Here is a 19,306-nt window from a genome sequence, read left to right as displayed (position 1 = left end):
AACGGTGGGCTGGCAGAGTGGCTTAATGCAGCGGTCTTGAAAACCGCCGAAGGTTAGTAGCCTTCCCGGGGTTCGAATCCCTGGCCCACCGCCATTATTGCTTTATTTTCAAGTAGTTAGCAGATAAAAATTAGTTTAACTGTCTACCTACCTATCAACATGGAAATGGTTAAAAACCGATCAATTGGTTACTTTTTAGCTGCTTGCAAGCATTGCCCAGCGGTTGCGACACCTGCCGAAAATGGTGGGATTGTCAGGAGAGACTGACAACCCAAATCAAGTTCACATCATTCAATCTGCATTTCTACCTCGATTTTTGCACGCCTCTTTAACTTCTCGGACTGCGTTGGTAGATCCGCGGAGGGTATATCGGGCACTAGAGGTATCGTAGTCATAGCTTCTAAGCTGAACGAGAATAGTGCTCTTGCCGTTCTCCAATGCTTTGAAGAATGGAGAGTTAAAATTATTGAAATAGACGTAGGTCTTACTCGTCGGCTTCATCGTCAATTCAACGGGGTTCTCTTCGTCAACCCGGAATTTGAAGTTGTCTCTTATCCTTTTATCCCCAATGTACTCACCGGCGCTAACTTTTCCTTCGAATCCATCTGAATAACAGGTTAAAAGAATAAAGCCGTTTTCAGGCCCTCCCTCCGCTACCACCATAGCGGTTACGACTGAATTATCAGTAAACCCGTCAGTTTCCTCCGTTACACCCCAATGCTCCTCGCTACCATTTAGTGCATAGGCATTAAGTGCAAAAAAAAGGGCTGTAAGACCAACAATGACACGCAACATAAAATCTCCTGAAGTGTAGCTTTTTATACATAGGTCGCAAACTAAAAGTATATTCAGATCTCCAATTGAGCAAATTTATCTATATCTGACGGAAATGTTTGGTCTATTTTTGTAATGCCCATTTGCAGTGGCGAGTGGTGTATGTGCGGGGGCTATTCTCGTCCGCGTGCCAGTGGGTACTACGAATAATCGCGTTTGAAACGCGGAATTGCCAGCATATCGTGTGCGTGGCACCACGCGATTGGCAATACCAGAAAATCTGGTAACGGTCATCTCGCCCGCGTGCGCATGGGTACCACGACCTACACCCCCGTTCTGGGGGTGTAGGGGCTCTTTGGTAGCTTTGCTTTTGAATAAGTGCAGATTTCTCACTTATTGCATCTTCCTCCATGAGTACCTATTGGCACTGGCCGAAGCCCTTACATGTGATCCTGAGTCACTTGTAAAAACCAGTCGCCTGAACCTTTGTTCTTGCAGCGCCTCCAGATGTGTTCAACTTCTTGATTTCGTTCAATTGTGTCAGAACGCCACATTTAGCACCCAGGGCTTTAGGTAGGGCCGCCGCTGCACTATCAAATGACGGAGCGGTCATTGGAATACCTTCCCCACAGAACTTTATTCATCGGCGCGAATGCGCAAGAGCTGAACGCCGAGATAACCCTTCTCTCTCAGGGTGGCCATTCTCGTTACTGCATCACGGTACGTATGGTGGCTTAAATCAGTGTTGAGCCCCCATTTTCCGGGCTGACTCTCACAGATATATTCAATGTGAAAATAGTCTCCAGGTAAGGGGCATTGCGTTTCAGCTAGTCCGTCTTCTGTAATGCTTACTTGGCAAACTTTGGCATCTGGAAACTGCCCAAGCATTGCAGTACAGATTTGTTCGGCTTCCTGGCGGCTAGTTGGTGCGCTCGGGACTACAGGGCCCACTTTACGCAAGCTCACACCGAAGCCGCAGACAAACTTTTTATACAAGCATCGTTCTCCGCGCTCCAGGGCTGCAGTGTATTGTTCGGGCTGGTCTGCTGTGAGGTTGATTCTTGATGCCTCGCTCACTGATGGGATAGGATCCCAGCCTTGCTCTTCGACGGCTAACTGCATGTGTGCTTTAGTCTCCGGGCGAAGGCGGCCCGCTATGGACTCGTTATCTAGCGCCTCACGGTAGGTACCGCGCCAGACTTTGTTCCCGACAGCTAATATGACTTCCTGTGTTTCAGGGTCCATCGTGACGCCTCTGAGCGGTCCTGGCTCGTTCGCTATGGTCTCAGTGGTAGCAATGCTATAATTTGACTGTTGCATGGTGTGGTTCCTCGTTTACTTCGCTATGTAATCCCCGGCCTGTTGGCGCAGGTTCGGGGAACTTGTTACTTCTTCAGATAAGCTTCTAACGCCTCCCGAATAACATCAGCTTTTGTTGCTGCCTCTCCGGTTTTCTGGCGTCGTCCTCTAACCTCCTTTTCTAGAGTTTCAAAGATTGGCATGGGTAACCGCACAGTTACGGTCTTTGTTTTCATCTTACATTCCTGTTTGCTGTATTACATGAATACAGTAATACGTGAATCGTAAGAGTGCAAGGGGAAATTATCAGAATCAACTTTCGTGTTTTCCGCCCACTAAGCCTGGCCCAGTTCTAGCCTGCAATCAGGTCAGGAAACAGGAACGAATCAAATCCCTACGATTGTAGGTATTAAGTGCTGTTCTAGCCTGCATGCAGGTTGGTCGGTCAATTTGATCGATGAGGTGGGGATTATCGGTAGAGATGATTAAATTCGCCTGCCACCGCTTATCCCCAAAAATAAGCGCGCAGGCTCTCGCGGTTTTGACGACCTGGGGCACTCACGAGTAATCCCCGTTGACTTGATCTAATGTTCTATCACGGGCCCAGCCAACGCTTAGACCCTATACATTACGCCTCGGCTCGACACCTTAATGCGGGAGAATCCCGCAATTTGGTGCGGTCCAGCCGTGGTCATGCGGCGGACAGTGCACGGAACTCGTCAAGCCAGGCTGCCAGGCGCTCTGTTCCCTCATCACTTCTCCAGGAGCCAGCCTTAATCTTAATGTCCGCTGCTCCCGGGTGGATGGCAGCCAGAGTCTGGAGGCCAGAAATGGCGGTTCTCGCTACGTCATTGCGAATCATCAGCACAGCCCTCAGCTCGCGAAGCTCTTTAGAGTAGTTGGCCATGATTCCGGCTCGTCGCATGGATTCCCGAGCGTTTTCAGAGATGCCTGACAGGATGGCAGGAGCCCTTAGAATGGCGCTGACCAGTTCCGGTTGATCACCCCTTGCCGCGGCTAAAGTAACCGCCTGTCGATCGTTGGGCGCGGCTGAGCGGATATACTGGCGGAGCTCCTGATCCATCAGGTGTGCACCAACATTATCTTTTTCCAGCGGCTTGACCATGGAGAACACGCTAGGCGCTGCATCGGCAAGGCTGGCCATGGATTCGGCTAACTTTTGGGCGATGCCGTTAATCGCCGTGTAGTAGCCTTCGACTGCTTCCCGAGCCTGGCGGGATTTGGCCTCTACAGTAAGATCCGGGTTTGCCTTAACTTTCGCGATGGCGCTGGAGGCGCGGTCGAATTCGAGCAGGGCAGTGTCCTGCATATCCCTCGCAGGTCGCAGGCTTCCACCAATGCGCCAGGGCCCGCCATCAACCTGGATGCTGGTCCCCAGAATGGTGTCCCATTTGTGATCTGAGTAATGGAGTCTGTACTGTCCCGCTGAAATGAACGGGCGGCCTTCTCCGTGTTCAGGTGGATCAAAAGCCGCCTGTGTTGCCTGAGCTTTCACTTGCACGTTTTCTGATTGCGTCATCGTTGCCATGTTAAATATTCCTACGTTGTGTTTGATATGTCTGGGGCGCCATTAGCGGCGTCTCCCGGTTGCGCGGGAAATCGCCCCGCCTTTGCCTGCATCCTCGATCACGCTGCGCTTGACCATCTGCTCAATGGCGGGGAGCGCCTTTCGGATTTCAGCATTAATGGCGCCCGTCATTCCCGGCGAGATTTGGAACACGTTCGTTACCTCGGAACCGCCGCCGCCCGATGGCCGGCTGTTTTCGCGCTCAAGGTATTGGGTCATGTCGCGGTTCAGGGAAGTGCTCATTACCCGCTCGCCTTTCTCAAGGTTGTAGGTGCCGGACTTGGGTAGGTTGTCCCATCCGTCGTGGGCCTGGCCAGCGTATTGCTGACTCTGTATCTGGCCTACCTGAACAGCGCCGAGAGCTGCGATTGAGCCTGCGGCGATGATGTTTGCCGGGTATGGAATATCTGAGGCTAGCGTTTTAGTGAAAGCCAGAGCGGTCGCGATTAATGCCTGCCCTGTAGCGAGGTTTTTGTATGATTGAAAGCTGTCCTCACCGCCTTGCTTGGCTATCTCAGCGAAGTTCCCTAGCGCATCTCCGATAGCGCCCATGGCAGTCTGCTGGCTGTCAGTCAGCATCTTGAACCTGTCGTTTTCAATTTGGGCAAGTTGCCTATTTCGCTCTTCTGTGGAGGCGATAATTAAAGCGTTAAGTTGGTCTTCGTTCTCGATCAGGCCCAGCCGTTGACCATCGCGTAACGCCTGCATTCGCTGCTGATAGTCCTGCTCGATCGCGTATTTCTGGTCAAGGTGCCTGCGGGTCGCTTCGAATTCTTTCTGTTGGGCGTCAAGTATGCCTTGGCCACGCGCGCTGGCTTCCAGCCCTTCCAGAATAGAGTCACCGCGAACTTGGTTGCTGCGGTCCCTCGGCTTCTTTGCGCTACCTGAAGCCTTGCTTGTGAGCTCTTGCAAGGAAGGAACAGTGGAGGCAACGCTGCGCTTCTTGCGAGCTTCCTCAAAGCCTTCGAGTTGCTCGACGCCAGCCGCTAATTGTTTCTCAAGGTTGCCAGCCTCAATCTCAGCCTCTTCCAGGTCGTGCTTGATTTGGCTGATTATGTGGCCGGATACCCCGCCACGATTACCGGGGCGGTCGATTCTTTCCAGTTGGGCGCGTAGGCGGTCGGCTTCGGTTTCCGCTGTTGCGAATTGGCGTTGCAGGTCTTCAACAAAGCCGCGTTGCGCCTCCAGGTTAAGCCCCTGCATGGCCTGGGTGACTTCATCCACGGCACCGGCTGCGGTCATTGCTTCAGCGGAGGTTAACCCGAGCTCTTCCCGGAAATAGTAGATTCCACCAGCTGCAATAACGGCAGCACCAACGGGACCACCTAGCAGGGCCATTGCTCCAGCGGCTCCGCGTGTGGCTACCCCTAGCGCGGCCTGAGAGGCTGCTGCGGTTCGGGATACGCCAGCCATGGATGCCAGAGCCGCTTGATAGCGGACAGCTTGGAGTTGTGCGGCGCCGAACGATCCGGCGGAGGTGAGCAACGAGGCGGACAGCCTGCCAGCCGCCAGTATTGCCAGCGCTTCTGCGGCGGTTGTGATGTTCTCTATGTGTCCGTCAAGGTCGCCCGCTTCTAAGCTCTCGGTGAGCGAATCAACCCCGTCAGCAATGCTCAGATAGAAACCGGAAGCCCTGTCCCCCAACTTCAGGTAATCAGCAATGGCGATTCCGCCTTCCTGAAAGGATTGGCCTAGCGTGTCCTGGGCGCCTGCCAGCCCCTCAGCTTCAGCCCTTGCTGTGCCCCCGTATTGAGCTGCAAGCTCTCCTAGAATGAACTCCTGTGCTTCTGCGGTGCGGTTGGTCTCCACCATCTCCTTAACCATGTCTTTCTGCGCTTGCGTAAAGACGGTGCCGGAGCGGGTCAGGGCGGTCATGCCGGTTACAGGATCTTCCAGGGCCTTGCCAAGCTGTAAAACAGCGCTGTTAAGGTCGGTGCCCATCGATGAGGCGAGATCAACAGCCCCGTCAATGGCCAGGTCGAACGTATCGCCGGTAATGTTGCGAAAGGTCAGCAGGGTTTGTTGTGCCTGCATGATGCCTTCAGTGGATTGCAGGGTTGCACGGGCAATGCCCCGCGCTTGCTCCATGAGTTGCTCGGCGCTGGTTTCTGCCGCCCTGCCAGTCGTCTCTATAAGCTGGGTGGTTCTGAGCATGTTGCGCTGCAACAGCTCCTGCTCCTCGATAACCCCCTCCAAGGCACGGGAGGCTCCAATGGTTCCGAGAGCCCCCGCGAATCCAAGGGCCAGCGTGCGGAGCTTGTTAAACGACTGTACCCCTTGGCGCTCTGTGCGATCTAGCTCGCCTTGAACCCGGCGGAGATTGCGCTCCCCGGTGCTGCTGTCGATTACAATCTCTAACCTGCTTTTATAAGGCACAAGCGCCTCCTATTGCACAGCCCTGGTGGGGCCCATGTCGCGTTGGTATTCCGCCTGGGCTAATTCATAGGCTCTTTCGGGCGTCCGGGCTTCCACGGTCGCGGTCATGCCGGTGTCGGGATCGAATGACAGGAAGCTGTAACTGATTCGAGTAAAATCCAGGTTGTAAATCATCATTACCGCCTTGGCGCGGTCTGACAGACTGCGGATTTCAACCAGCGGGTGCTGTTCGGTCTCATGCACGACGCCTGTGAAGGGCTCACGTAGGTCAAACAGAAGCATGGCGGCCACCCTCTGATTTTGGGTTAGTGGGCTGGGGTTCTTCCTTCCTGGGGCCCTGCTCTTGAGCCGCTTTAAGGCTTTGGCAGAACTGATGGACTCCACTCTGTGTCTCTTTGGGCTTCCGGTAACGTCTGATCACTGTTTCTCTCCTTCAGGCCATGCCGGGGATCCGGCGCATGCCGCTTTTATAGCGTTTTGCCATCGCCAGTTGTGCCGCTCCTGCAATGGCGTTGGCTCTATCGTCATGCCCTTGTGGAGCATGGTCGATAATGTCCCGGCCACTGCGCCCGGTTCTGCGTTCCAGTAGGGTCAGTTGCAGCAGGGCTTTTTCGTCGGGCGGAAGTTCAACTGATCCGGTCTGCAGCATGGGCATTAGCTCCAGGTACAGTTCAGAGCGGTTTAGCTCACTGTTCTCCATGGTGATGCCGTGCTTCCTGTACTCCTGGCGGGGCCATTCAGCGGCGTAACGGTCGCCGGTACATTGACTGATCCCGTACTGGCGCATAACGCGGGCATAGCTGGCAGTAATGATCGCTGGGTCACCATGCTCAGCCCAAATCCCATCTATAACGGTTCGTTCGTCTTCCTTGTGGCTGATGGCCAGGGTGTATTCATCAGCACCACCACCGGCCACATCCACAAAGGCGCTGTAGTGGTTGATATGGGCAGCCGGAAGAATGAGCGGACGCGTTCGGGCATTGCTGTCAACAAGCTCTCGGGTGATAAAGCCGGTTATGTCGTCTCGGAACTGGGCCAGGTATTCAGCAGAAGCGGCGGCGGGATCCCGTGCAAGGGCTTGATCTACCAGCCGTCTCGGCAACGTCGGGTTCATAGTCAGGGTCGGGGCCTGAGCAACCAGAATGCCGCCCTCTTGTCCGTAGTGGCGGCGGTATGCTTCCCAAAGCGCACCACGGCGGCTGTAAGGGCTGGAAAGAGCAATCAGGGGGCCATCCAGTGTGGCTAGACCGGGGCGGACTGCGTTCAGGATCTCATAGTCCGGGTTAGCTGAATCCTCAGATCGCCAGAAGGCTATTTCATCGGCAATGACAGCGGCGAACGTATAACCACGGGTGGCCCGGAACGATGCAGTACCCACTTCGATTACGGCACGGTTGGCAAGCTCCAGGGTTTCGGTGGATTCTTTAATGATCAGCCTGGCCAGCATGGGGTTAGCGTTCATCAGCCCGGATATGTAGCGGAATACAGAGCGGGCCTGTTTACGGTCGGCAGCCAGCACCATCACGGTTGCCACTTCACCGGGTGCCAGGTTCGGGCGGTGGTCATTAAAGCAAGCCTCAAAGACGGCCAGCAGGGCGGCCATATTGGACTTACCACCACGGCGACCAATGGCCAGCCATAGTTCATCGTGTGCGGCTTCAGGGGCGCTCTGACGGTCCGTTAGGGCTTGCCAGTGGGGTAACTCGTTATCGGTAAGTTCAAGGCCGTAGAAGCCAGCAAGGAGGGCACGCCACGCAGCGAAGGACTCACCACCGAACTGTTCACCGAACAGGTCTGAGTCCGTCATCAGGTCGCGTATGGTGATCATTTTTCAGATCTCGCTTTCAGGTACTCAGCCAGGTCAGGGACTTCACGGGCCACCCGCTGCAATCCCAGCTTGGTCAGAATCCCTTGAAGGCTGTTAGCTGCCTGTACCCATTTGCCGACATCGAACTCCGCCCCCGATGCCAGGGCCTGTTCCTGCTGTGAAAGCCAATACTCCAACCACAGACTGCGCTCCACTAGAGAGCGTTGGGCATAACTGAGCTGACTGACTCCCCCTAGATCATTGGTGAGCGCCTCATAGCGCTGGCGCATGACTTGGGCAATGCCGGTACGCCCGTCCAGTTCGGTTAGCCAACCTTGTGCAAACTTCTGGGGAGGTTCGTGCAATCTGCTCATGTTCACCCTGCAATCTGCGTGTAAATGCGCTGTTTATGATAGGTAGTATGACAGGTAGATTCGTATATGTGAAGCAACTAACTGTATGGTATGGGCTATTGTCGGTGGGTATGACCGCCAACTCTCGATATTCAGGGGGGTAGGGGCCTGTAAAATCCAATTTCGCAGCGGCTCTGAATCTTCCTTCATTCCTTCCCCAAACCAGTCGCTGTGTCTCAGCATGGGCGCCGCACCTTGGGGGCGGGCAAATAGCCCAGTCCCCCTTTAGGGGGTGCCCGTTGCCCGTTGCCCGGCCTAGTGCCACAAGGGGTTTCAGGTAGTGGCGGGCAAAATTCAAAAGTGCCCGTTGCCCTCTGGGTTGCCTTGTGCTGCAAGGGATGAGGGCGGGCAGGCGGGCAAACGCCCAAACCTGCCCGGTTGCCCGTTGCCCGCTCATGCTGCCCGCTCAGTCTGGTTGAACTCGGGTACACCGATATTCTCTTGCCCGTCAAATCGCTTCATGCGAACCAGCAAACCTTCCTCTATGGCACGCGTGATGGTGTTCCTGACTTTCTTCTGTCCTGCTTTCAGGATATTGGTGGAGCCTCCGTATTCATCCTCTATGCGGCGTTTGGCCATGGGGCCTTTCTTCTCGATCAGCTCGGAGATCCGGCGTACCAACTCGAGGTATTCCACCTCAGATTTACGGGCCCGCTTTTCCTCCTTCTCGGGCTTCAGGTCGGATATGGACAGGATTCCGCCTGCACGGCGCTCAAGCCATGCACCTTCCCAAGGTGGTCCGTAGTTGTTTTTTGGCGTCCTAAATCTGACATAGCGTCCAGCGTCGTCGGGGTCGATTCCATAGCTCTCGGCATCGTCGGCTCTCATGGTGGAAAGCAGTCCAACCCATCGCGCACCGTCTACCAAGCCAGACGCCCCCCTTACGGCTTCCTGCCCGCTCTGTGAGTCCCTTATTCCGGCTTTGCTGACATGGTGAGGCAGCAGAACCGTAGCGCCTGTCTCGCGGCGTATGGACTCGGCAGCTTCAATTAATCGGGTTCCGTCTGAGTTGTCGTTGGGGTCGCCTCCGTCAAACCGTGACAGCGGATCCAGGACAATCAGCACACAATTACTGATCTGGTTCGCTGCGCCAATGATTGACTGAGCAAGGGCGGTGCGGCGTGTCTCTCGGTCAACCTTTGCGGTCAGCCGGTTGTCATCCCCTACACGGTCGAATATAAAAAGGCGCCTCTTGATGAGGTTCAGGTATGGGCGGAATGCTGCCCGGTCGATAGGGTCTACCATTTCGGCATAATGGCTTATGACGGCAGCCAGGCGGCGGTGTACTTCCTCCCTGTCATCCTCTGCGCTGAGTATCAAAACCGATCCCTGGGTTTCTATGGCGTGTTCCAGCCATTCCAGCCCTGTGCAGACACTAACCGCAAGTTGAAGCGTTGCCATGCTCTTACCGGTGCCGCCAGCTGCCGCCAGAATCCCGACAATCCAGAGCGGAAGCCTATCCCTTACAAGCCACTCTCTCGGAGGAGGTGAGGAGTCCAGCAGGTCTATTACGGACGCCCGACTTAAATCAAAGGGGCCGCGCTCGGGCGCTATCAAACCTTCCTGGTATTCCGCAAGTACGCCATCAGATCCCGATTGCTGGTAAACGTCGCTCCAGTCTTTGGCGGTTTGGGGGTGGCTGTAATTGAGCCCTGATTCCTTGCCAGCCCTGATCCCAGATTCATCGTTATCGACGGCAGCCACCAGCCTTATATGTGGGTGCTTTTCAGAGATCACGGTTGCAATGCTCTTAATACTTCCATCACCGACACCACAAGCAACGGGCAGCATCAGAGCCTCATGGAGACGGCAGCCTTCTGCCAGGCCGTTACAAATAACAAGGCGCTCCAGGCTGTCGAGGCTCGATACCGTAAAGCCGATTGGGGTGAAGGTACCCGATACTACTGATCCCTTGCTGACAAACTTATCGTTGGGCTTGTCATCGGGTCGGAAGGCTATTTTCTCGGGGAGAATCCGTTCTGCGCCTGCCGGTTGTCCTTCGGAATCAAAGAGGGGGCGGAAAAGGGCAGGGCCTTGGTAGTGGCCTATGCTGGTGTTTTCTATGTAGCATCCAAGCCCGGATAGCTGGGATTCGCTGAGCTCTTTGCGGATAACGTAAGGGTGGTCTGAAATGCGTTCCTCGTGCGATACTTCAGGTGATTGGTTCTGCTTTACGCCCTCGGTCAGTTGCCCGCTGCCGGGGGCTTTCCTTTCATCTACCATTCGCTGACCTCCCATCCAAGTAACGGTTTAACTCAGACTCTCGAACGCATTTGCAGCCATTTACCTGCTCTATTGCCAGCTTGCTTTTCACGATTGCGTCAACAATCTCGTGAGCAGGCACGCCGGTAAGGTGGTGGATATTGGAGAGGGCAAAAAGGTTTTCTTCATTGCGGACGAAAACGCCAGGAGAGCGCAGCATCATGCGGCCACCTCCTTGCTGGCTTCCCAAGCTTCAACATCCGAAAGTTTCCATCGGGTGCAGTTGGGGCCTAATTTCAGAGGTGCGGGGAATTTGCCTTCTCGGACCCAGCGCCAGACAGTTTGGCGGCTGACTTCATAACGTTCAGAGATATGCTTGTCAGAAAGGTATTGCATTTGGATGTGCCTCGATATTCTCGGATGACACAACCCATTTTTCACATGCGGCTACAGACAGATAGAAACAAAAATTCGGAAAAAGTTATCAGCCGAAAATGAAGTTGAACCGCTCCTTGGCTAAGACGGCACAATACAGGTCGTAACTTTCACCGCCCTTGCCAATTGCGCGGAAAACGCTAGTCTTCAGACTTTCAGACTTGCTTATGTACTGGTCGAAAGTCTCTAGGTCGGATAGGGTCGCGCCATTTGCGACAAGTGCGCCTTTCAAGTGGTTCTCAATTGCCGTTTTTATAGCCTGGGTTTTGGATTGGCCAGACCATATTTGAATGCTTGCGACTTGTTGCGCAAAAGAATCCAGCAACATCCGCTTTCTCATTCGCGTTACGTAGGGTTTTTGTGGACTGTGGAATATTGCCGCCAGCACCTCCCGCTTAGGATGGGTCAGGCTGAGGAACCAGTCGGTGCTTAGAAAGCAACTCAAGTCCCGATTGTCGCCATAGCAAGCATTTTTTAGTCCTTCCATGAATGCAACTTCCCTAAAGCTATCACTCGGATGCCTAAACCTGTTGGCATCCATTGAGAGGCACTCTTCCAAGAAGCACCGCAAATCTAGGATTGGGAGTCGCTTCTGAAGCCATCTATCAAGGTTTATGTATCCAGCTCCGCGAAGCCTCACCGTCGGCAGTCCCGTGGGATCGCAGACCCTTATCACGCGACACCCCCACCTATAGAAAGCACATTCCCTGCCTTCTGGGCCTTGCCATGATTGCAATACTGCTCCCAGTCGCCCATCAGCTGCCGGCGCTTGTCTATCAGCTCTGAGCGGGCGTAGGCGGCACGTGTGGCGTCACTATTGATATGGGCCAGGGCCAGCTCTGAAACCTCGTCAGCGTAGGCTGTATACTCTCGTGCCCAATCCTTAAAGGTGGAGCGGAAGCCGTGCGCGGTAATCGGCTGATCCATCCGCTTGAGCAGGGCAGAAAGGAAGTTATTAGATGGAAGGTCACCTTTCGGGCCTGGGAATATCAGTTGATCCGGTGCGCCTTCTCCCATGCCCTTGAGCAGATCCACGGCGGCATTAGTAAGCGGTACACGGTGTTCCTTTCCTGACTTCATGCGATCAGCGGGCACTGTCCAGACTTTCCGTTTGAGGTCGATTTCCTGCCAGGTGACGCCAGCTTTCCTGATCCGCTTGTCTCCAATAACCTCATTGGTGCGGGCGGCAGTCAGGATGAGAAATTCCAGCGCTTGGGCTGCGGTTCCGGTGCGCTTTTTCAATGCCTTCATAAACTTCGGCATTTCGTCCACAGACAAAGCTGCATAGTGACCTTTCTTCTTTATTTTCTCCGGTGAGGGGTAGATCTCATCTAGGTAGCCTTGCCACTTGGCCGGGTTATCATTGGAGCGGTAGCCGTGGATAGCACACCAGCCCAGTATGTTCTCCATCCGAGCCCTGACACGGTTGGCGGTTTCGGTTTTTTCCTGCCAGATGGGATCTAATACCGCTTTAATATGCGTTAGCTCGATTTCCCGAACGGGCACTTTGCCGATATGCGGTAAAGCATAAGTGGTCAAGCTGTTAGTCCACTGTTGTTCCTGTCGCGGGTTCCTGAACTCTTTGGACTTCATCTTGATATAGTCGGCCATTGCATCGGCAAAGGTGACAGTGCTCAATCTGGCGGCCATCAGGGCGCGTTTAGTGGCCTGCCTGTCGGCCACAGGGTCTATGCCATCCGCGATCTTGTCGCGCAGCTCTCGCGCCTTCTCGCGGGCCTGAGTCAACGTCACATCAGGAAAGCCACCTACACCAATGTTTCGGCGTTTGCCCGCTACAGTGGTTCGATAGATCCAGGACTTTGCCCCGCTGGGGGTAACTTGCAGCAGCAGACCAGACACACCGCCTACGGGGTGCAATCCGTTGTACTCTTTGCCGGTCGTTTTGCTGACTGCGTGTGTCAGTCTCCTGACTTCGGTGGCGCTCAGTTCTCGCGCTTTCTTTGGCATGGTCGCTGTCTCCAATCAATCCCTTTTGCGGATTCCAAACCGGGATTACAACCGGTAGAAAATCCTGTGCGATCGTCGTTTTTGAAAGGTAGGTGGCGGGGTAAATGGCTTCAATTTGAAAAGGGTCACTTTTGATCATTTTCCCTGCGTAGTCGATTTACGAACCTAACTACCTACCTATCAAAAAAGGGTATAATTGGAAATTACAGCATGTTCAGGGAAGTTACAAGGGTTGATAGGTTTTTCAGCCAGGGCAAAGAGTTACAAATAAAAATACCTTTTAAAACATATGGTTATGTACGGTTTTGCCGGTCTGGCCCACCGCCATTTTTAAACCCTCATTCCAGCATCCGTTATGAACAACCCCTCAGATTCTCCATATTCCCCTTAAACCTCTGATCCTAACGATTTAGCGCGTTCAGCACGGGCTGCCAGTATCTCCGGATCATTGCTCGGCACTGTCCACCCCTGCAAGTTCTCTTCGATCAGCGAGACCAACGCCTCGATATGACCAGGGGTCGCGTTCAGCGCCGGTATGTAGTTAAACGCCTTGCCTCCGGCTGCCATGAAATAGTCACGGTTTTCTTCGTCGATTTCCTCAATGGTTTCCAGGCAGTCGGAGGAAAAGCCAGGGCAGAATACGTCTATGGACGCCACGCCCTGTTCGGGAAGGCTCTGGAGAGTTTTGTCCGTGTAGGGCTGCAACCACTCTTCCCGGCCAAAACGGGACTGAAAGGTCGTCATGTACTGATCTTTGGTCAGGCCTAGCCGCTCGGCAAGCAACCGTGAGGTTTTGTGGCATTCGCAGTGGTAGGGATCGCCCCGCGTCAGGTATTTCAGGGGTACGCCGTGGTATGAAAGGATAAGTTTTTCATGGCGCCCGTTATTGCTCCAGTAGTCCTCGATATGCCGGGCCATGGCTTCAATGTAAGGCGGGTAATCCGGGTAATGACTGACAAAGCGGAAATCCGGTAGCCAGCGCCGTTTGGCGAAATCGCTGGCTAGGGCGTCAAATGTTGAAGCCGACGTGGAAGCGGAATACTGCGGGTACAAGGGCAATACGAGTAACTGTCGAACGCCCTGACTCTGCAATTCATCCAGCACGCTGGTAATGGATGGGTTTCCGTAACGCATCGCAAACGCAACCACGATGTTTTGCCCGTATTTGGCATGCAGACTCTTACGGATTTCTTCGCATTGATTAGCGGTGTGGGTCAGCAGGGGAGATCCTTGCTGTTCCCACACTTTGCTATAAGCCTTTGCGGAGCGTGACGGCCGAATCCTCAGGATCACACCATGGAGAATGAGCCACCAAAGCAGCCTGGGAACCTCGACAACCCTGGGATCTGCGAGAAATTCGCCAAGATAGCGCCTCAACGCGGGCGCAGTGGGGGCATCCGGAGTACCCAGGTTGGTCACCAGAACGCCGAGTTTTTCGGTCTGGTTGTGACGAAAACCGTTCTCACCTTTGTATTGCATGTCCTGATGTCACCTAAGATTTGTAAAAAAGTGGCTGTAAAAATTTGAAACTAGCGCTCAGCTTCTACGACGCAGATGCGAAGCGGGATGAGTCGACTTCGTTCAAAACGCCTATCAAGTCGGGGTTTTCACCTCCGTCTCTGTTTCCGGGTTGTCTGTTTCGGCAATGTGTAATTTACACCACGCTCGATAGGTACTCAGAAACACTTCACCGGTCAGGGCCTTCAGAAACGTGCTTTTATCCAGTTTGTCCATCACAGGTCCTTTGACTTCGGACAGGTGCAGCCGGATGTCGGCATCTTTCAGTCGGCCGTTAATAGCTTCGAGGCTTTCGAGTGCCGATGCGTCAATATAGTTGACGGCTGGGCACATCAAGACAAAATCCGTCAGCTGCGGCTGTTCAACGATTAACGTATAGATGCGGTCTTCGAGGTAGCGGGCATTGGCAAAATAAAGGCTCTCGTCTACCCGGAGAATCATCAGGTGTGGGTCGGTCTCGGTTTTGTAGCGATGGATATTTCGAAAGTGTTCACTGCCGTAAATCCTGCCCACCAGCGCGCTGTGAGGTCGACTGGTACGCCAGAGGTAGAGTATCAGCGATAGTGCAATGCCGGTCAGAATGCCAGCGGTTACTCCAACCAACAGAGTAATAATAAGGGTGCTTAGCAGCGCTGCTCCGTCGTGCTTTGAATATTGCCAGGTCTGTCTGATTGAGCGGATATCTACCAGGGTGAGAACGGCAATGATCACAGTCGCGCCGAGTATGGCGTGAGGCAGATAATAGAATAATGAGGTAAAAAAGATCGTCACCAGGCCAATACAGAGGGCCGTTAGTGCTCCTGCGGCCGGAGTGCGGGCGCCTGCATCAAAATTGACGATAGAGCGTGAAAAACCGCCAGCGACGGCAAACCCGCCGGACAGGGCAGAGGCGATGTTGGCTGCGCCGAGCCCGAGCAGCTCCTGATCTGGATTGATTCTTTCCTTGCGCCGTGCCGCCAGTTTATGGGCCAGCGACACTGACTCCACGAACGTCACAATACTGATCAGGAATGCAGGTACCAGTAAAGCCTGAAACAACGCGAGCGACCCGCCCGGCAGACCCAACGCTGGCAGGCCTGACGGTACCTCACCGACCACCGACACACCCTGTTTTTCCAGGCCTATTGTTGCAACCAGGCCTGTCGCTACGACGACCGCAATGATTGGGCCTGACCTTACAAGCATGCCGGAAATCCGTGCATCAATGCCCAGCCTGGAAAGGCCAATGGCGAGGTGGTTCCGCACGGTGTAAAGAAATATCAGGGCAATCAGACCGACCATCAGGGTAGGGGCGTTAACAGCCCCGGCGGATAACCAGAATGAATGTGCCAGTTCGATGAGATTATCGCCGGATATGTCGGTGCCAAAAATGTGTCTGAGCTGACTGGCCGCAATCAGCAAGCCAGAGGCTGTTATAAAGCCGGAAATGACCGGGTGGCTGATGAAGTTTGACAAGAACCCTAATCGAAGCAAACCCATGATCAAGAGCATAAGACCGGAAATCAGCGCCAAGGCCACTGAGGCCACCGCGTAACCCGCAGTGCCTGCCTCAGCAATATCGCCAACGGCCGCTGCACTCATCAGGGAAATCAGTGCAACCGGCCCCACCGCCAGAGTATTACCGGTACCAAAGACCGCATAGGCGACGGCAGGCAATATGCTTGCGTAGAGGCCTGCTTCCGGGGGCAGCCCTGCTAACAGGGCGAATGCCAGGGACTGGGGAATAACCAGAATGGTGACGATGATGGCAGCTGATGCATCGCTCGCCAGCAGCTTTCGGTTGTAACTGCGCGACCAGTTAATACAAGGGAAATAGCCCAGTAGTCGCCGCCTCATCTATCAGGCGCCTTTGGAGGCTTGCTGAATCAGGCGTGGCCTGAGTGGTCCAAGGTCATAGCCCGCCTCACGCGCCCGGTTTATCAGAGGGTCCGCAGGGATGAAGCGAGCATTGCTGAGTGCCCAAAGCACCGTACAGCGCAAACCGGAGCGACAGAACGCGAGGATGGGCTTCTGCGCAGTCTCAAGCATGGGAACAAAGTCATCCACGTCGCTGTCGAGAATGTTGCCTGACTGAACCGGCAGGTAAACCCAGTCCAAGCCATTTTCCCGGGCGGCTGCTTCGATGTCAGACATGGAAGGCTGCCCGGGTTCCTCGGCGTCCGGGCGATTCGCCACCAGCGTTTTGAAGCCAAGGCTGGCAGCGTCTTCTACATCTGAGACAGTCAACTGGGGAGAGACTGATAGGTTGTCGTCCAGTTTTTTTATGTTCATCGGTGTACGTCTCCGGTTGCGTGTATGAAGTCTAAAACAGGTTCAGGGGAACCTTGAGGTACTGCTGCCCATTTTCCTCCGCTGGCGGGAAGTGGCCAGCCCGCATGTTTACCTGCACCGAAGGAATAATCAATCTGGGCATCCCAAGGGTGGCATCTCGTTCCGTGCGCATTTTGACGAATTCGTCCTCACTGATGCCCTCGTGTACGTGAACGTTGTGTTTGCGCTGCTCCGCAATCGTCGTTTCATTCTGAAAATAATCTCGGCCCGGAGCCTGGTAATCATGACAGAGAAAAACCCGGGTTTCCGAGTGTAATGCCAGTAATTTCTGGATCGAGCGGTACAGCGTACGAGCGTCACCGCCGGGAAAATCACAGCGGGCAGTACCGTAATCCGGCATGAAAAGGGTATCACCCACAAATGCCGCGTCGCCAATAAGATAGGTCAAACAGGCAGGGGTATGCCCCGGTGTGTGCATGACACGACAGGTAAGGTTGCCGATGGAAAACTCACCGCCATCTGAGAACAGAGTGTCGAATTGACTACCGTCGCGCTCAAACTCCTCACCCGCGTTGAAGGCTTTATCGAAGATTTCCTGAACCAATTTGATATTTGCACCGATACCAGTGTGGCCCCCCAACTGATCATGGATATAAACGGCAGCGGAGAGGTGGTCAGCGTGAACATGGGTTTCGAGAATCCAGTCAACTGAAAGTTGCTCCCGTTTCACGAACTCAATAAGGGCGTCGGCTGACTGAGTGCTGGTCCTGCCAGCGGCGTAATCAAAATCCAGCACAGAGTCGATAATAGCGCATGCCCGGGAGGTCGGATCTTTCACCACATAGCTGTAGGTGTTGGTTTTCTGATCAAAGAAGTGAGTAACGTTCGGTTTCATGGTGACTTTACCTCAAGCCCGTTTCCGGGCACGTTCGATGAATTCAAAGGCTGCCATGCCAGCAATCATGGCGGCCACAAAAACAACAGCTTTGGTTTCGCCAGCCCCCGACGCCACCAGCGCCGGGCCCGGGCAGAAACCCGCCATTCCCCAGCCAGCGCCGAAAGTCAGGCTACCAATAACAAGACGCTTGTCGATTTCCCGGTTGGAAGGCAGTTTCATTTCGTTTCCCAGCATTGAGTATCTCCACCTGCCTGCAATGGTAAAGGCGACAAGGCCTACGGCAACTGCTCCGGTCATCACCAGTGCAAGTGAGGGGTCCCACGCACCGGCCAGATCCAGGAACCCAAGTACTTTTTCGGGATTAGCCATGCCCGATAGCAGCAAGCCCAAACCGAATAGCAACCCCACCATGAACGAAACGAAGGTGTCTTTCACAGCATCAATCTCCCAACCCATGACGTATCAGATAAACCGTGACAAATCCGGCGACCATAAAGGTGATGGTGGCTACCAGCGACCTTGGGGACAAACGTGATAGCCCACAGACCCCATGACCGCTTGTGCACCCAGAGCCATACCGGGTACCCACGCCCACCAGAAAACCTGCAATGACGATTGTGGGTAATCCGGCGTTGATTTCGATCGCCGGTAAGCGAAACAGGGCCCACGAAATCAGAGGCGAAATGACCATGCCGACCAGGAAGGCTATTCGCCAGGATTGGTCTGATTTGGGACCACTCAAAAGGCCGCCCAGAATGCCGCTGATGCCGGCGATTCTGCCACTCAACAACACGAAGCCTGCTGCCGCAAGACCAATTAGTGCGCCACCCCCCAATGCACTCCAGGGTGTAAAGGCTTGCCAGTCCACATTAATCATTTTCGGTGTTCTCCTTCAGGACAAAACATATCGTAAAGCTGTTGAAGAATGACCAGCACATTCGGCTCGGATATTTGGTAAAAAACGCTTTTGCCATCTTTGCGAGGCGCAATAAGCCGTTGCCGCCGCAAGACACCCAGTTGTTGAGAAAGCGACGGCTGCTTGATGCCGGTTGCATCGGCGAGTTCTGCAACGCTTAGCTCGCCTTGGCTGAGCTGGCAGAGCAGAAGCAGACGGTCCTGATTGGCAAGGGATCTCAGAAAGCTGCTTGCCTGTGCTGCCGCCTGTTCCAATAGCTGGAGATCAATGGCTTGAGTATTCATGGTCACCATCGTATGTAAAAATATAATATGTTTAATTATATAATAAAATTCGCGATGAAAAATGCGTAGAAAGACATACTGAAGAATCGGGATAGGGGGGAGCCATAAGGCTCCGCCCCTCCCACACCACCCGGCAAGCGGGTCCGCACCGGGCGGTTCGAGAAGTTGAGGTCATGAGAGACGCGGCACCCCCAACCGATCAAAGTAGGCAATCGTCAGCACATTGTGGATGGCAGACCGACTATTATGCCACCAGCGGCGGCTCAGAGCCGCCACCGATTCCGCAACCCAGGGGCTCGCGCCAAGGCGCAACAGTTCCCGGTAAATCGTCTTGCCCCGCCGCCACTGCTTGAGGCGAAGGGCTCTTAAGCGACGACGTATCCACTCATCCAGCGACCGCCAGATGCGTGGCGTTTGCGCCAGCCTGAAGTAGCTCTTCCATCCCAACAGATAGCGCCGGAGTTTCTCTACCACCTGCTCAACACTGCGCCCTCCATTGCGGCGGGTCAGTTGCCTGATTCTCCGCTTGAACGCCTGCAACGCCTTACTGGACAGTC

At 54.3% G+C, this 19,306-nt stretch carries 21 protein-coding genes and 1 tRNA gene; 1 reads left to right on the top strand and 21 read right to left on the bottom strand.

What is annotated here, in order from left to right:
- Positions 1 to 3: 3 nt before the first annotated feature.
- Positions 4 to 94, top strand: a tRNA-Ser gene (locus tag WEB64_RS09240).
- Positions 95 to 291: 197 nt separating this feature from the next.
- On the opposite strand, the gene WEB64_RS09235 is transcribed toward WEB64_RS09240, so the two are convergent.
- From WEB64_RS09235 to WEB64_RS09135, 21 genes are all read right to left on the bottom strand, one after another.
- Positions 292 to 795 carry a hypothetical protein gene (locus WEB64_RS09235; RefSeq protein WP_368058625.1) on the bottom strand — a complete coding sequence of 168 codons (504 nt, stop codon included), beginning with the start codon at positions 793 to 795 and terminating at the stop codon, positions 292 to 294.
- Between the two features lie 615 nt (positions 796 to 1,410).
- Complete coding sequence (locus tag WEB64_RS09230; RefSeq protein ID WP_368058623.1) at positions 1,411 to 1,896, bottom strand: hypothetical protein; 486 nt, start codon at positions 1,894 to 1,896, stop codon at positions 1,411 to 1,413.
- 263 nt (positions 1,897 to 2,159) lie between these two features.
- Positions 2,160 to 2,309, bottom strand: coding sequence for a hypothetical protein (locus tag WEB64_RS09225; RefSeq protein WP_368058621.1), 150 nt, complete (start codon positions 2,307 to 2,309; stop codon positions 2,160 to 2,162).
- Positions 2,310 to 2,764: 455 nt separating this feature from the next.
- On the bottom strand, positions 2,765 to 3,622 hold the full coding sequence (locus WEB64_RS09220) for a hypothetical protein (protein ID WP_368058619.1): 858 nt from the start codon (positions 3,620 to 3,622) through the stop codon (positions 2,765 to 2,767).
- 42 nt (positions 3,623 to 3,664) lie between these two features.
- Positions 3,665 to 6,037, bottom strand: a complete 2,373-nt coding sequence (locus WEB64_RS09215) for a phage tail length tape measure family protein (RefSeq protein ID WP_368058617.1) — start codon at positions 6,035 to 6,037, stop codon at positions 3,665 to 3,667.
- A gap of 9 nt (positions 6,038 to 6,046) precedes the next feature.
- Positions 6,047 to 6,319, bottom strand: coding sequence for a hypothetical protein (locus WEB64_RS09210; RefSeq protein ID WP_368058615.1), 273 nt, complete (start codon positions 6,317 to 6,319; stop codon positions 6,047 to 6,049).
- A 151-nt stretch (positions 6,320 to 6,470) separates the two neighbouring features.
- Positions 6,471 to 7,865: a hypothetical protein gene (locus tag WEB64_RS09205; protein WP_368058613.1), complete on the bottom strand. Its 1,395-nt coding sequence runs from the start codon at positions 7,863 to 7,865 to the stop codon at positions 6,471 to 6,473.
- Positions 7,862 to 8,218, bottom strand: a complete 357-nt coding sequence (locus WEB64_RS09200) for a hypothetical protein (protein ID WP_368058611.1) — start codon at positions 8,216 to 8,218, stop codon at positions 7,862 to 7,864. Before WEB64_RS09200 ends, WEB64_RS09205 begins: the two co-directional genes overlap by 4 nt.
- Before the next feature lie 432 nt (positions 8,219 to 8,650).
- Entirely contained in the window at positions 8,651 to 10,480 is a 1,830-nt protein-coding gene (locus WEB64_RS09195) for an AAA family ATPase (RefSeq protein ID WP_368058609.1), read from the bottom strand.
- Entirely contained in the window at positions 10,470 to 10,682 is a 213-nt protein-coding gene (locus WEB64_RS09190) for a hypothetical protein (RefSeq protein ID WP_368058607.1), read from the bottom strand. The genes WEB64_RS09195 and WEB64_RS09190 overlap by 11 nt, the downstream gene beginning before the upstream one ends.
- The gene (locus tag WEB64_RS09185) at positions 10,679 to 10,855 is read right to left on the bottom strand and encodes a helix-turn-helix transcriptional regulator (RefSeq protein ID WP_368058605.1); all 177 of its coding nucleotides are present in this window, start codon (positions 10,853 to 10,855) and stop codon (positions 10,679 to 10,681) included. Before WEB64_RS09185 ends, WEB64_RS09190 begins: the two co-directional genes overlap by 4 nt.
- Positions 10,856 to 10,943: 88 nt before the next feature.
- Complete coding sequence (locus WEB64_RS09180; RefSeq protein ID WP_368058603.1) at positions 10,944 to 11,381, bottom strand: hypothetical protein; 438 nt, start codon at positions 11,379 to 11,381, stop codon at positions 10,944 to 10,946.
- Between the two features lie 185 nt (positions 11,382 to 11,566).
- On the bottom strand, positions 11,567 to 12,862 hold the full coding sequence (locus WEB64_RS09175) for a tyrosine-type recombinase/integrase (RefSeq protein ID WP_368058601.1): 1,296 nt from the start codon (positions 12,860 to 12,862) through the stop codon (positions 11,567 to 11,569).
- A gap of 387 nt (positions 12,863 to 13,249) precedes the next feature.
- On the bottom strand, positions 13,250 to 14,341 hold the full coding sequence (hemH, locus tag WEB64_RS09170) for a ferrochelatase (RefSeq protein ID WP_368058600.1): 1,092 nt from the start codon (positions 14,339 to 14,341) through the stop codon (positions 13,250 to 13,252).
- Positions 14,342 to 14,455: 114 nt separating this feature from the next.
- A complete protein-coding gene (locus tag WEB64_RS09165; protein WP_368058598.1) occupies positions 14,456 to 16,216 on the bottom strand; it encodes a SulP family inorganic anion transporter in 1,761 nt (586 codons plus the stop codon).
- A gap of 3 nt (positions 16,217 to 16,219) precedes the next feature.
- Positions 16,220 to 16,651 carry a TIGR01244 family sulfur transferase gene (locus tag WEB64_RS09160; RefSeq protein WP_368058596.1) on the bottom strand — a complete coding sequence of 144 codons (432 nt, stop codon included), beginning with the start codon at positions 16,649 to 16,651 and terminating at the stop codon, positions 16,220 to 16,222.
- Positions 16,652 to 16,682: 31 nt separating this feature from the next.
- Positions 16,683 to 17,546 carry an MBL fold metallo-hydrolase gene (locus WEB64_RS09155; protein ID WP_368058594.1) on the bottom strand — a complete coding sequence of 288 codons (864 nt, stop codon included), beginning with the start codon at positions 17,544 to 17,546 and terminating at the stop codon, positions 16,683 to 16,685.
- Between the two features lie 12 nt (positions 17,547 to 17,558).
- On the bottom strand, positions 17,559 to 18,005 hold the full coding sequence (locus WEB64_RS09150; RefSeq protein WP_368058592.1) for a DUF6691 family protein: 447 nt from the start codon (positions 18,003 to 18,005) through the stop codon (positions 17,559 to 17,561).
- Positions 17,989 to 18,426: a YeeE/YedE family protein gene (locus WEB64_RS09145; protein ID WP_368058590.1), complete on the bottom strand. Its 438-nt coding sequence runs from the start codon at positions 18,424 to 18,426 to the stop codon at positions 17,989 to 17,991. The genes WEB64_RS09150 and WEB64_RS09145 overlap by 17 nt, the downstream gene beginning before the upstream one ends.
- Positions 18,423 to 18,749 carry an ArsR/SmtB family transcription factor gene (locus WEB64_RS09140; protein WP_368065582.1) on the bottom strand — a complete coding sequence of 109 codons (327 nt, stop codon included), beginning with the start codon at positions 18,747 to 18,749 and terminating at the stop codon, positions 18,423 to 18,425. The genes WEB64_RS09145 and WEB64_RS09140 overlap by 4 nt, the downstream gene beginning before the upstream one ends.
- A 171-nt stretch (positions 18,750 to 18,920) precedes the next feature.
- Positions 18,921 to 19,306 (bottom strand): group II intron maturase-specific domain-containing protein (locus WEB64_RS09135; protein WP_368065581.1); only part of this gene is annotated, 386 nt, incomplete at its 5' end.

The organism is Marinobacter sp. (assembly GCF_040882185.1).
In the GTDB taxonomy this organism is placed as follows: domain Bacteria; phylum Pseudomonadota; class Gammaproteobacteria; order Pseudomonadales; family Oleiphilaceae; genus Marinobacter.
This window is presented reverse-complemented; position numbering and strand designations above follow the sequence as displayed.